Source organism: Pseudoflavonifractor sp. HCP28S3_F10, from assembly GCF_052065415.1.
In the GTDB taxonomy this organism is placed as follows: domain Bacteria; phylum Bacillota; class Clostridia; order Oscillospirales; family Oscillospiraceae; genus Pseudoflavonifractor_A.
On record NZ_JBQHUB010000001.1, the window covers coordinates 108,419 to 121,060 of the forward strand.

Here is a 12,642-nt window from a genome sequence, read left to right on the forward strand (position 1 = left end):
GCATGTGTGATGTCTGCTCCTTGCCGGGAGCCGGTCTTTTCCCCGGCCGATATCCTGCTGCCCAGGGACTGTGACTGGCGGAAATGGTCGGTGGTGGCCTGCGACCAGTACACCTCTCAGCCTGAGTACTGGCAGCGGGTGGAGGAATATGTGGGGAACGCACCGTCCGCCCTGCGGCTCATCCTGCCGGAGAGCTGCCTGGACGGCCCCAATGTGGAGACCGACATCGTGGAGGTCAACAACACCATGAGCCGCTACCTCCGGGAAGAGCGGTTCACGGTGCTGCCCAACGCCATGATCTATGTGGAGCGCACCCTGGACGGCGGAAAGGTCCGCCGGGGACTGGTGGGCAAGGTGGACCTGGAGCAGTACGACTACGAGCCGGGCTCGGGCGCCCCGGTGCGGGCCACTGAGGGTACCGTTCTCTCCCGCATCCCGCCCCGGGTGGCGGTGCGGAAGAACGCCCCGCTGGAGCTGCCCCACGCCCTGCTCCTGACCGACGACCGGGAGGACCGCCTGATGGGCTATCTCACCGCCCACCGGGAGGAGATGGAGCCTCTCTATGACTTCGGGCTGATGGAGGGGGGCGGCCGTGTCGCCGGCTGGCGGCTGGGGGCGGCCCATCTGGAGGAGACGGCGCGGATTTTGGAAGAACTGACCGACCCGGAGGCCTTTCGGAAGCGATACCACACCGATGATCCCGGCATTTTCTTCGCGGTGGGGGACGGCAGCCATTCCCTGGCTACCGCAAAGGAGTGCTACGAGCGGCAGAAACGCCATACCGCCCCGGAGGGATGGGCGGCGCTGCCCGCCCGGTACGCCCTGGCGGAGCTGACCAACCTCCACGACGGCAGCCTGGAATTTGAACCGATCCACCGGGTGCTCTTCGGTGTGGAGCCCAGGACCGTGCTGGACGCTCTGGTGGCCGCCTTTCCGGATGCCTATTATGGCCGTGGAGAGGGCCATGTGCTCTCCTATGTCCACGCCGGCGGCACGGGGATGGTCACCGTGCCCCATCCCTCCGCCGCGCTGGAGGCCGGTACGCTGCAGGCTTTCCTGGACGAGTACGTCAGGGGCCGGGGCGGACGGGTGGACTATATCCACGGGGCGGATATGGCCCGGCGGCTGGGCAGCCGGCCGGGAGCGCTGGCCTTTTTGATGCCGGCGCTGGACAAAAATGCCCTTTTTGACTGCATCCTGCGGGAGGGTGCGCTGCCCCGCAAAACCTTTTCCATGGGCCGGGCCCAGGATAAGCGATTTTATCTGGAGGCCCGGAGGATCCGATGAACTGACAGAGAGGGGGAAGCGTGGTGGAGCGTATCGAAAAGCGGGCATGGGCCAAGCTGAACCTGACACTGGATGTGCTGGGCAAACGGAAGGACGGCTATCACGACCTTTGTATGGTGATGCAGTCGGTGGCGCTGTGCGATCGTGTGAGTATCGCCCGGGGGAGCGAGCGGGGGATCCGCGTGCGCTCCAATCTGGACTTTCTGCCCACCGGCCGGAACAACCTGGCCGCCGCCGCCGCCATGCGTCTGTGTGAGGAGGCGGGCGTGGACTGGAACGGGCTGGAGATCGGGCTGGACAAAGCCATCCCGGTGTGTGCAGGCCTGGGCGGAGGCAGCTCGGACGCCGCCGCAGTGCTGCTGGCCCTCAACGAGATGCTGGGGCTGGGCTGGTCCCGGGAAAAGCTGGCTCAGATCGGCCAGCAGGTGGGCTCCGACGTGCCCTACTGCGTGATGGGCGGCACCGCTCTGGCCGAGGGCCGGGGGGAAGTGCTGACGCCGCTGCCTGCCCTGCCCTGGTGCTACGCGGTGCTGTGCAAGCCCCACTTCTCGGTGTCCACCCCCGAGCTCTTCAGCCGCATTGACGGCGTAAAGGTGGGCTGTCACCCGGATACCAGGGGTATGCTCCGCTCCCTGCACAGCGGCGATATCCTGGGCGTGGCCCGGCGGATGTACAATGTGTTCGAGGACGTGCTGCCCCGGAACCAGGCCAATACGGTGGCCGAGATCAAAAATGTCCTCATCCAGTTCGGCGCCCTTGGAGCCTGTATGAGCGGCACGGGCCCTACGGTGTTCGGCCTGTTCGACAGCCTGGTCAACGCCTGGCAGGCCTGCGCGTATCTGCGGGGCACCTATCAGGAGACCTTCCTCACGGTAACGGTGTGAGCGCTCAAACGAGATGGATAAACACGCGGCCCCGGCGGTATTGTCCGCCGGGGCCGCGTCATATGTTTCAGGGATTCTTTTCTCCTGCTGGTATAAGGTTTCGCTGTCCGCGGCATAATAAGGCATTACATAAACGGATGGTGATAGCGGATGAAGGAAAAAGGGATGGAGAAGCGGGACCGGCTGCGCCGGTGGGAGGCCGCTCTTCTGGCGGGGGTGGCGGCCGCCGCGCTGTGGGGCGTCCGGCTGGATGCGGAGCGGGCCGCCCTGGCGGACAAGGTGGTGCGGCTCCATGTGCTGGCCAATTCGGACAGCGGGGAGGACCAGGCCCTGAAGCTGCAGGTGCGGGACGCGGTGCTCTCCGCCGCCGACGGCCTGATCGCGCCGGGCGGGAGCCTGGAGGAGGCGGAAGCGGCCATTGTGGAGGCCCTGCCCGCCCTGGCCGCCGCGGGGGCCCAAGTGGTGGGACAGGAGGGATATTCCTACCCGGTGACCGCCTCCCTGGAGCACAATGTCTGGTTCCCCACCAAGACCTATACCGATTTTGCCCTGCCGGCAGGGGAATACACCGCCCTGCGGGTGGTCATCGGCGAGGGCGGGGGACAGAACTGGTGGTGCGTGGTGTTCCCGCCCCTCTGCCTGGGCTCGGTCACCGAGACGGCGGCCGAGACCGCCCTGGAGGGCGGACTGGACAGCGGGGAGGTGGCCCTCATCACCGGCGAGAGCGAGGGCTACGTGGTGAAATTCAAGGCCATGGAGCTGCTGGAGGACTTCCGGGGCTGGGTGGAGGGCCGCTGAGGACGGCCCCGGAGGCGCGGGCGCGATTTGCGGCCGTTCCAGACCAAACAGGCAAAAAAACGGCGGTATCCGAAAGAGCTTCGGACGCCGCCGCTTTGTGCGGATATGGATGGTGTGTTTCAGGAAAATTGAGTGTGCAAATAGTCCATATAGTCCATGTAATGCCCGACAGCCATCCGCAGGGTGCTTGTACCGGTGTAGATATTGCCGCTCATGGGGATGCTATGGCGGGGCGGGGCGCCGGCGGCCTGATCCTCCCGGGAATAGCTCAGGCGGCGGAGCAGCTCCCGACCGTGGTCGGCGGCGTAGTGCCGGGCCAGATCGCCTTCGTATTGGGCTACTCTGGCACAGTTGGAGACCCGGGCCCGGGCGCTGGCCTGCTGCATGTGCTTTACGGACATCAGATATTCCAGAAAGCCGGGGGGCTCGGCAGAGAAAGCGGCCCGCTCCGCGGGAGCGGGGGTGGCGGCGAGCTGCTGCTCCAGGGAGTGAATCCGGTCCTCCAGGCACAGGACCCGGTCCATAAGCTCCAGAATGGTACGTTCGTAGTTCATAAAACAACCTCCAGTAAGCGTACGGGAAAGGACACTCTAATTATAGCAAATAGTAAACAGATAGTCAGTGCTATAAATGACTATTTTCTAAAGCGGGAAGAGGAGAACAGCTTACAGCGAGGACGGAGTTCGCGTAAATGAAATTTGCGGGGAAGCGCCATCTGTGATACAATAAAGCTCACTGTGAATGGAAAGGGATCTGATAGCATGCTGGATCACGAACAGGAGCTGCGCTTCTGCAAGGCCAGACGGGCGGCCATCGCGCTGGACTATCCCACGCTCAACCCGGAGCAGCGCAGGGCCGTCCTGGCCACCGAGGGGCCCCTGCTCCTGCTGGCAGGGGCGGGGAGCGGCAAGACCACGGTACTCATCCACCGCATTGCCAACCTGATGAAATACGGCCGGGGCTCCGACTGTGAGGAGGCCCCCCGGTGGGTCACCGCCGCCGACCTGGCGTTTCTGGAGGACTACATACAAAACCCCGATCCCGCCCGGAAGGGGGAGCAGGAGCGGCTGTGCCGGATGGATCCGGCGGTGCCCTGGTCCATCATCGCCATCACCTTTACCAACAAGGCGGCGGGGGAGCTGAAGGAGCGGCTGGAGAAGATGCTGGGCCCGTCGGCAGGCGACGTGTGGGCCAGCACCTTCCACTCGGCCTGCGTGCGCATCCTGCGGCGGGACATCGAGAAGCTGGGCTACAACAGCTCCTTCACCATCTACGATTCCGCCGACTCCGAGCGGGTGATCAAGGACATCCTGAAGGACTTCAATCTGGACGACAAGACCTTCCCGCCCAAGTCAGTGCTGGGCTATATCTCCCGGGCCAAGGACGCGGTGAAGCTGGCCGCCGACTATCAGAAGGAGTGCGAGAAGGCGGGGGACTACCGGCTCATCAAGATCGCCAGAATCTATGGGGAGTATGAGCGCCGCCTGCGGGAGGCCAACGCCCTTGACTTTGACGATATCATCCTCCATACCGTCCGGCTGCTCCAGAATTTTGATGACGTACGGGAATATTACCAGAAAAAATTCCGGTATGTACTTATCGACGAGTACCAGGATACCAATAACCTCCAGTATCTGCTGGCCTCGCTGCTGGCGGGAGGACACGAGAATATCTGTGTGGTGGGCGACGACGACCAGTCCATCTACCGCTTCCGGGGGGCCACCATCGAGAACATCCTCTCCTTCGAGCAGCAGTACAAAGGGGCCCGGGTCATCCGGCTGGAGCAGAACTACCGCTCCACCCAGAACATTCTGGAGGCCTCCAACGCCGTCATCCGCAACAACCAGGGCCGCAAGGGCAAGGAACTGTGGACCGAGCATGAGCGGGGCGAGCGGGTGAAGTGCTACACCGCCATGAACGAGCACGACGAGGCCCAGTATGTGGCGGCCCAGATCCTTACGGACTTCTCCGCCGGGAAGAGCTGGCGGGACCACGCCGTCCTCTACCGAATGAACGCCCAGTCCAACCAGATGGAGGCCGCCTTCAAGCGCAACGGCATCCCATACCGCATCATCGGCGGCATCCGCTTCTTCGACCGGGCCGAGGTCAAGGACATGCTGGCCTACCTCTGCGTGGTCAACAACCCCAACGACGACCTGCGCCTGTCCCGCATCATCAACAATCCCCCCCGGGGCATCGGGGCCACCACCATCGAGCGGGCCCAGGCCATCGCCGCCCAGACCGGCAGCTCCCTGTGGCAGGTGGTGCGCCAGGCACGGGAATTCCCGGAGCTGCAGAAGGCCGCCCCCCGGCTGGACCAATTCACCGACATGATGGAGGAGCTGCGCAGGCTCTCCGGGGAGATGGAGCTGCCCGCCTTTTATGAGGAGCTGGTGGCGCGCACCGGCTATGCCGTCATGCTGGAGCAGAAGAACACCGTGGAGGACCGGACCCGGCTGGAGAACGTGAACGAGCTTTCCTCCTCCATCCAGAGCTATCTGGAAAACTGCCTGGACCAGCCCAGCTTGGCCGGCTTCCTGGACGAGATCGCCCTCTATACCGACCTGGACAGCCACGACCCCAGCGAGGACTGCGTGGTGATGATGACCATGCACTCGGCCAAGGGCCTGGAGTTCCCGGTGGTCTTTGTGGTAGGCGTTGAGGAGGGCATCTTCCCCGGCATCCGGGCCATCGGCGAACCCGAGGAGATGGAGGAGGAGCGCCGCCTGTGCTACGTGGCCATGACCCGGGCCAAGGAAAAGCTCTATATGACCTGCGCCGCCCAGCGGATGCTCTTCGGCCGTACCAGCGCCAACCGCCCCTCCCGCTTCCTGGGGGAGATCCCGGAGGAGTATGTGGAGAAGGGCGGGCGGAATTACCGCTCCGAGCCGGAGAAGGGCGGCTGGCAGCCGCCCCAGCGGCGGGTGCGGCAGCGCCCGGTGTATGACCGGGGCTACTCGGTGGGGAGCGGCTTCTCCGGCGTGTCCGGTTCCGGCCGGACCTCCCCGCCGGCCACGGGAACAGTCCGCGGCCCGGCCGCTTCCGCCGCACCGGCCAAGGCCGCCCTGCCCGCCTTCCAGAAGGGGGACACGGTGGTACATAAGGCCTTCGGCAAGGGGCTCATCACCGGCCTTACCCCCATGGGGGGCGACGCCCTGGTGGAGATCGCCTTTGAGAAGAGCGGCACCAAAAAGCTGATGCTCAAGGCGGCGGCGCAGCACATGACCAAGGGCTAAAAGACAATAAAAAAGCGGGGCGCGCAAGCGCCCCGCGGGGAAGATCAGTCCAGCAGCTCATCAAAGCCGCGGATATACCGGTGGCAGTTGGCTTTCAGGTCGTCCTGCCAGGCATCGTAAAAGGCGTCGTACACCCCCACCACCCGGATACCGGCCTCCCGGGCAGTCTTGCAGGCGCCGGGGGAGTCCTCAAAGAGGGTGCAGTCCTCCGGTGCTGCCCCCAGCCGCTCCAGCACGGTTTGAAAGAACCGGGGGTCCCGCTTCTCTATCCCCAGCTCCTGGGCGAAGATGATGGGGGAGAAGGCGTTGGACAGGCCGTGGCGGGCGAGGGCCGCCCGGCAGAGCTGGGGTACGCAGGCCGTCACCAGGACCATGCGCTCCCCGGCGGCGGCGCAGCGGGCGAGAAATTCCGCCGCGCCGGGCTTGAGGGGGACGTGGTTGGCGTAAGCGTCCCCAGCCAGATTCATCCACTCGGCCATGATGTCCTCCGGGCGCTCCGGCAGATGGTAGTAGTCCTTTGTGAATTGGGCCGCCACCGGAAAGATGGAGTGGCCCACCATGTGGCAGTACTCGGGGGTGGCCGTCAGCCCCCGCCGGGAGAGAAATTGGTCGTCCACCTTCACCCAAACGCCGTTGGAGTCGATGAGCGTGCCGTCCAGATCAAATAAAAGCATAGATTCTCCTCTTGTTTCAAACAGAGTGATGTTGTTTATATGATACCATGCCATAGGAGTGAAAACAATCCATGAACGAGACCGTTATGCGGCGGCTGGCAAAGCCCATGCTCTTTGCCGCCGCGTTCATCTGGGGCTCGTCCTTCTTCATCATGAAGGGCGCTGTGGACGTGATCCCCACCTTTTACCTGCTGGCCATCCGTTTCACCGGCGGCGCGCTGCTGCTGTCGCTGGTGTGCTGGAAGAAATGGAGGGAGCTGACCCGGGACTACTTATGGCGGGGGGCCGTCATCGGCGGGTTCCTCTTCCTGGCCTATTCCATCCAGACCTTCGGCCTGATGGGGACCACGCCCTCCAAGAACGCCTTCCTCACAGCGGTGTACTGCGTGCTGGTCCCCTTCCTCTACTGGGCGGTGATGCACCGGAGGCCGGACCGGTACAACATCCTGGCGGCGGTGCTGTGCGTCAGCGGTGTGGGGCTGGTCTCCCTTACCGACGCGCTGACCGTGACCTGGGGAGACGCCCTGACCCTGGTGTGTGCCTTCTTCTACGCGGCCCACATCGTGGCGGTGGCCAAAGTCTCCCCCGGCAAGGACATCTACCTGCTCACCGTGTTCCAGTTCGCCTGGGCGGCGGTGTACGCCTGGATCTGCGGGCTGCTGTTCCAGCAGTTTCCGCCGCTGTCGGTGTTCCGGCCCGACGTGATTGTCCAGCTGGCCTATCTGACGGTGATGGCCACCACGGTGGCCCTGCTGTTCCAGAACGTGGGCCAGGTGTGGTCCGATCCGGCCTCGGCGTCGGTGATCTTGTCCCTGGAGTCGGTGTTCGGTGTGCTCTGCTCGGTGATCTTCTACGGCGACCCGGTCACCGGGCGGCTGCTGGCGGGCTTTGCCCTGATCTTCGTGGCGGTGGTGTGCTCCGAGACCAAATTTCAGTTTCTGCGCCGGAAAAAGGAGAAGACGGCCCTGTCTTCGGAGCTGTGACAGGTCTGTCCGAAAGAGAGGAAGATGGGTATGAGAGAGAAAGCGCGGCGTCTGCTGGCCCTGGGCACGGCGGTCTGTCTGACGGTGGGCTGTCTGGCCGTCCCTGCCGGGGCGGCCGACCGGCAGTCCGAGGGGATCAGCGACTTTGAGTGGCAGGTGCTGGCCCTCATCAACAAGGAGCGGATGGGCCAGGGGCTGGTGCCCCTTACCGCCTTTTCCACCCTGCAAAAGGCGGCCCATATCCGCACCGACGATCTGGCGGTGGAGTACCGGGGGGACCACACCCGGCCCAATGGGGAGCGGTGCGACTCGGTGCTGCCCCCGCTGGGGCTGTACTACTACCATTTCGGCGAGAACATCGCCGCCGGCTACACCTCGCCCGAAAGCGTGATGGTGGCATGGATGAACAGCCCCGGCCACCGGGCCAACATTCTCGGCAGTGATTACCGCCATGTGGGCGTAGGCTATGGAACCGAGGATCACCAGGGCTACGGCACCGTTTGGGAGCAGATGTTCCTGGACAAGGACTGTACCTATTCCAGCCTGTCGGTGGAGCCTGCCTCCATGGTGCTGGAGGCCGGCGGGACCCTGGCCGGCCTGGATGTGACGGTGACCCTGCATTGCGCGGTCCACGGGGACTGCATTTTGCCCCTGAGCCCCGGGATGTGCTATGACTACGACGAGACAGCCGCCGGCACCCAGAGTGTGCGGGTGGTCTATACTGACAGCCGGCAGAAGGACCTGACCGGCACGCTCACGGTCCTCCGGGCGCCCTGGAGCAAATGCAGCCCGTGGGCCAGGGAGGAGCTGGTCCGGGCGGCGGAGGGCGGCATCATCCCGCCGCGCCTGACCGGCACCGACTTTACCGCCGGGATGACCCGGGCGGAGTTTGCGGCCACGGCGGTGGCCCTCTATGACGCCATGGGCGGCGTGGAGACCGGGACCGCAGAGAATCCCTTTTCCGACACCGGCGACCCGGCGGTGCTCCGGGCCTGGTCCCTGGGCATCGTCAGCGGCGTGGGCGGCGGACGGTTCGACCCGGAGGGACCGCTGACCCGTGAGCAGGCCGCCGTCATGCTGGCCCAGACCTACCGGGCCCTGGGCGGCACAGTGGAGGGCGGCAGCCCCTCCTTCCCCGACAAGGGGGAGATCTCGCCCTGGGCGCTGGAGGCGGTGGCCTTTCTGGCCGGGCGGGGGCTGGTCCAGGGGGACAACGCAGGACGCTTCCTGCCCCGGAGCGCCCTGACCCGGGAGTCCGCGCTGCTGATGGCGGTGCGCATGTGGGAGAAGCTGGGGTAACATGGATACAGAAACACGGCGGGGCGGCAGATGCCGCCCCGCCCGCTCTGTCTGAAAATTGAGAAAAACGGGGGGTTGACAAACGGCCCTTTTCAGCGTATACTGCATTACAACAACCAAACACTTTAAACCAGTGATGAAGAGAAGTAGCAGATGCGGCTGATGCAAAGAGAGCTCCGGGCGGTGGGATCGGGGCCTGAGGCGGTCTGTGAATGGGCTTCAGAGGGCGGCTTGAACGGGAAACCAAGTAGATGCCGACGGGTCCCCACCCGTTATCCATCGGGCGCGTATGATGGTACGCGAAGCGAGCGGACGCCGCGAGGCGTCAATTTGGGTGGTATCGCAGAAGCTGAACGCTTTTGTCCCATGTGTGGGACGAGAGCGTTTTTTTGTTGCTGAAAAACAAGGCCGTCGGCACCGGCCCCTCCATCTCCCACCCGAACACATTTTATTTTTTGGAGGAAAACATCATGAAAAAGCTGAATCTCAAGTCCGTCCTGTCCCTGACCGCCGCCGCCGTCCTGACCCTGTCCCTGACCGCCTGCTCCGGCGGCAGTGGAAGCTCCGGCACCCCGGCCCCCGCCGGTTCCGGCGCCCCGGCGGAGGGAAGCGTATACAAAGTGGGCATCTGCAACTATGTGGACGACGCCTCCCTCAACCAGATCGTGGAGAACATCCGCGCCCAACTGGACGCCATCGGAGCGGAGAAGGGCGTTACCTTTGAGGTGTCCTACGACAACTGCAACGCCGACACCAACGTGCTCAATCAGATCATCGCCAACTTCATCGCTGACGATGTGGACCTGATGGTGGGCGTGGCCACCCCCGTGGCCGTGGCCATGCAGACCGCCACTGAGGACAATCAGATCCCCGTGGTGTTCTCCGCTGTGTCCGACCCGGTGGGCGCGGGCCTGGTGGAATCTCTGGAGGCCCCCGGCGCCAACCTGACCGGCACCTCCGACTACCTGGACACCAACTCCATCATGAACCTGATCCTGGCCGCCAATCCCGACACCGCCAAGATCGGCCTGCTCTATGACCAGGGCCAGGACTCCTCCACCACCCCCATCGCCCACGCCAGGGAATATCTGGAGGCCAACCACATCGACTATGTGGAGCGCACCGGCACCACCACCGACGAGGTCATGCTGGCCGCCCAGGCCCTGGTGGCCGACGGGGTGGACGCGGTATTCACTCCCACCGACAACACCATCATGACCGCCGAACTCTCCATCTATGAGACCTTTATCGACGCGGGCATCCCCCACTACACCGGCGCCGACTCCTTCGCCCTCAACGGAGCCTTCCTGGGCTACGGCGTGGACTACGCCAACCTGGGCGTGGAGACCGCCAACATGGTGGCCGGCATCCTGCTGGACGGGAATGATCCCGCCTCCACCGCGGTGATGACCTTCGACAACGGCACCGCCACCGTCAACACCGAGACCTGCCAGGCGCTGGGCCTGAACTACGACGAGATCGAGGCGGCCTTCGCTCCCCTGTGCACCAAGGTGCAGAGCATCACCACCGCCGAGAGCTTCGGCGACCTGCCAAACGGCTAACGGCCGTTCCCGGCAGAACAGAGATCATCCGGAATTACGGGGACAGAGGGCGCAGGCCCTCTGTCCCCAAACCTGCGAGGAGGACCTGATATGGATATTACCACTGTCCTGTCCCTGGGACAGACTGCGCTGGAGCTGGGACTGATCTGCTCCCTCACCGTGCTGGCGCTGTTCCTGAGCTATTCCATGCTCAACGTCTGCGACCTGTCCACCGACGGGTGCTTCACCCTGGGCGCCACGGTGGGCGCGGTGGTGGCCATCGTGGGGCATCCCCTCCTGGCCCTGCCTGCCGCCATGCTGGCCGGGGTGTGCTCCGGCTTCGTCACCGCTCTGCTCCAGACCCGGATGGGCGTGGACAGCCTGCTCTCGGGCATCATCGTCAACACCGCCCTCTACTCCATCAACATCGCGGTGATGGGGGGCTCGTCCCTGCTCAATATGAACAAGACCGATACGGTCTTTTCCCTGATGAAGGACCTGCTGGAGGGCACTCCCCTGGCCGGGCAGTATAAGCTGGTGGTGGCCCTGATCGCCGTGGCCGCCGTGGTGGCGGTGCTCACCGCCTTCCTCAATACCCGGCTGGGCCTCTCTATCCGGGCCACGGGCAATAACCCGGACATGGTGCGGGCCTCCTCCATCAATACGGTGTTCACCACCACGGTGGGCCTGTGCGTGGCCAACGCCTTCACCGGACTGTCCGGCTGCCTGCTGGCCCAGTCCCAGAAGTCGGCGGAGATCAACATCGGCACCGGCATGGTCACCATCGCCCTGGCCTCCCTGCTCATCGGCCGCACCATCCTGGGCCGGGGGAGCATCCTGACCCGGGCCGTGGGCGTGGTGCTGGGCTCCTTCGTGTTCCGGCTGGTGTACACGGTGGCCCTGCGCTTCCATATGCCGGCCTTCATGCTCAAGCTGGTGTCCTCGGTCATCGTGATCCTGGCCATCTCCGGGCCGTACCTGAAGCGGCAGTGGCCCATGATCCGCCGCCGCCTGGCCTACAGCCGGGCCCAGAAAGGAGGACGCTGAGCCATGCTGACCATCTCTCATATCTCCAAGACCTTCAACCCCGGCACTGTCAACGAGAAAAAGGCCATCACCGACCTGTCCCTCCACCTGGAAAAGGGGGATTTCGTCACCATCATCGGCTCCAACGGCGCGGGCAAATCCACCCTCTTCAACGCCGTCGCGGGCAGCTTCCTCACCGACGCGGGCTCCATTTTGCTGGACGGGGAGGATATCACCTTCCAGCCTGAGTTCCGGCGGGCCCGGCAGATCGGCCGGCTGTTCCAGGACCCCATGCGGGGCAGCGCCCCCGGCATGACCATCGAGGAGAACCTGGCCCTGGCCGCAGGCAGCGGCGGCTGGTTCTCCCACACCACCCGGAAGGACAAGGAGCGCTTCCGTGACCGGCTGGCCCTGCTGGACATGGGGCTGGAGGACCGGATGCGCCAGCCGGTGGGCCTGCTCTCCGGCGGGCAGCGCCAGGCCCTTACCCTGCTGATGGCCACTATGAATCCGCCCAAGCTGCTGATGCTGGATGAGCACACCGCCGCCCTGGACCCGGCCACCGCCGAAAAGGTGCTGGCCATCACCCGGGAGATCGTGGAGAAAGACCGTATCACTACCATGATGATCACCCACAGCATGCAGCAGGCCCTGGACCTGGGCAACCGCACCCTGATGATGGATTCGGGCAGCATCGTGCTGGACCTGAAGGGGGAGGAGCGCCGGGACCTCACCGTGGACGACCTGCTGGAGAAGTTCAAGGCCGGCGCCGGCAAAAAGCTGGAGGATGACCGGATCCTCCTCTCCTGATCCTCGTATTCCTTTCCGGCTTCCCGCTGCACCAACAGCAGACGGCCCGCAGGCCGCAAACAAACGCTCCGCAGGCAGATGCCTGCGGAGCGTTTCTGTTGAAG

The 12,642-nt window shown here is 64.6% G+C and carries 11 protein-coding genes and 1 other annotated feature; of the genes, 9 read left to right on the forward strand and 2 right to left on the reverse strand.

Annotated elements, in window-relative coordinates:
• Nucleotides 1–9: 9 nt before the first annotated feature.
• The 3 genes from ACTNBZ_RS00535 (at nt 10) to ACTNBZ_RS00545 (ending at nt 2,969) form a co-directional block, all read left to right on the forward strand.
• Nucleotides 10–1,287, forward strand: a complete 1,278-nt coding sequence (locus ACTNBZ_RS00535) for a DUF1015 domain-containing protein (RefSeq protein WP_441207691.1) — start codon at nt 10–12, stop codon at nt 1,285–1,287.
• Between the two features lie 23 nt (nt 1,288–1,310).
• The gene (gene ispE / locus ACTNBZ_RS00540; RefSeq protein ID WP_441207692.1) at nt 1,311–2,171 is read left to right on the forward strand and encodes a 4-(cytidine 5'-diphospho)-2-C-methyl-D-erythritol kinase; all 861 of its coding nucleotides are present in this window, start codon (nt 1,311–1,313) and stop codon (nt 2,169–2,171) included.
• Nucleotides 2,172–2,336: 165 nt separating this feature from the next.
• Nucleotides 2,337–2,969: a stage II sporulation protein R gene (locus ACTNBZ_RS00545; protein ID WP_441207693.1), complete on the forward strand. Its 633-nt coding sequence runs from the start codon at nt 2,337–2,339 to the stop codon at nt 2,967–2,969.
• Nucleotides 2,970–3,088: 119 nt separating this feature from the next.
• On the opposite strand, the gene ACTNBZ_RS00550 is transcribed toward ACTNBZ_RS00545, so the two are convergent.
• Nucleotides 3,089–3,523 (reverse strand): hypothetical protein, encoded by a 435-nt coding sequence (locus tag ACTNBZ_RS00550; RefSeq protein ID WP_441207694.1) that lies wholly within the window; start codon nt 3,521–3,523, stop codon nt 3,089–3,091.
• A gap of 207 nt (nt 3,524–3,730) precedes the next feature.
• On the opposite strand from ACTNBZ_RS00550, the gene ACTNBZ_RS00555 reads away from it, so the two are divergent.
• A complete protein-coding gene (locus tag ACTNBZ_RS00555) occupies nt 3,731–6,205 on the forward strand; it encodes an ATP-dependent helicase (RefSeq protein ID WP_441207695.1) in 2,475 nt (824 codons plus the stop codon).
• Nucleotides 6,206–6,249: 44 nt separating this feature from the next.
• Here the strand turns inward: ACTNBZ_RS00555 and ACTNBZ_RS00560 are convergent, their stop codons facing one another.
• Nucleotides 6,250–6,879, reverse strand: coding sequence for an HAD family hydrolase (locus ACTNBZ_RS00560; RefSeq protein WP_441207696.1), 630 nt, complete (start codon nt 6,877–6,879; stop codon nt 6,250–6,252).
• Nucleotides 6,880–6,950: 71 nt separating this feature from the next.
• Between ACTNBZ_RS00560 and ACTNBZ_RS00565 the strand changes: the two genes are divergently transcribed.
• The 5 genes from ACTNBZ_RS00565 to ACTNBZ_RS00585 all read left to right on the forward strand — a co-directional run bounded on the left by ACTNBZ_RS00565 (nt 6,951) and on the right by ACTNBZ_RS00585 (nt 12,538).
• Nucleotides 6,951–7,862, forward strand: a complete 912-nt coding sequence (locus ACTNBZ_RS00565; protein ID WP_441207697.1) for a DMT family transporter — start codon at nt 6,951–6,953, stop codon at nt 7,860–7,862.
• A gap of 30 nt (nt 7,863–7,892) precedes the next feature.
• The gene (locus ACTNBZ_RS00570; RefSeq protein ID WP_441207698.1) at nt 7,893–9,161 is read left to right on the forward strand and encodes an S-layer homology domain-containing protein; all 1,269 of its coding nucleotides are present in this window, start codon (nt 7,893–7,895) and stop codon (nt 9,159–9,161) included.
• Nucleotides 9,162–9,285: 124 nt separating this feature from the next.
• Nucleotides 9,286–9,531: a binding site (T-box leader), on the forward strand.
• 100 nt (nt 9,532–9,631) lie between these two features.
• Complete coding sequence (locus tag ACTNBZ_RS00575) at nt 9,632–10,723, forward strand: ABC transporter substrate-binding protein (protein ID WP_441207699.1); 1,092 nt, start codon at nt 9,632–9,634, stop codon at nt 10,721–10,723.
• A gap of 90 nt (nt 10,724–10,813) precedes the next feature.
• Nucleotides 10,814–11,749 (forward strand): ABC transporter permease, encoded by a 936-nt coding sequence (locus tag ACTNBZ_RS00580; protein WP_441207700.1) that lies wholly within the window; start codon nt 10,814–10,816, stop codon nt 11,747–11,749.
• A 3-nt stretch (nt 11,750–11,752) separates the two neighbouring features.
• On the forward strand, nt 11,753–12,538 hold the full coding sequence (locus ACTNBZ_RS00585; protein WP_441207701.1) for an ABC transporter ATP-binding protein: 786 nt from the start codon (nt 11,753–11,755) through the stop codon (nt 12,536–12,538).
• The last annotated feature ends 104 nt before the right edge of the window (nt 12,539–12,642 follow it).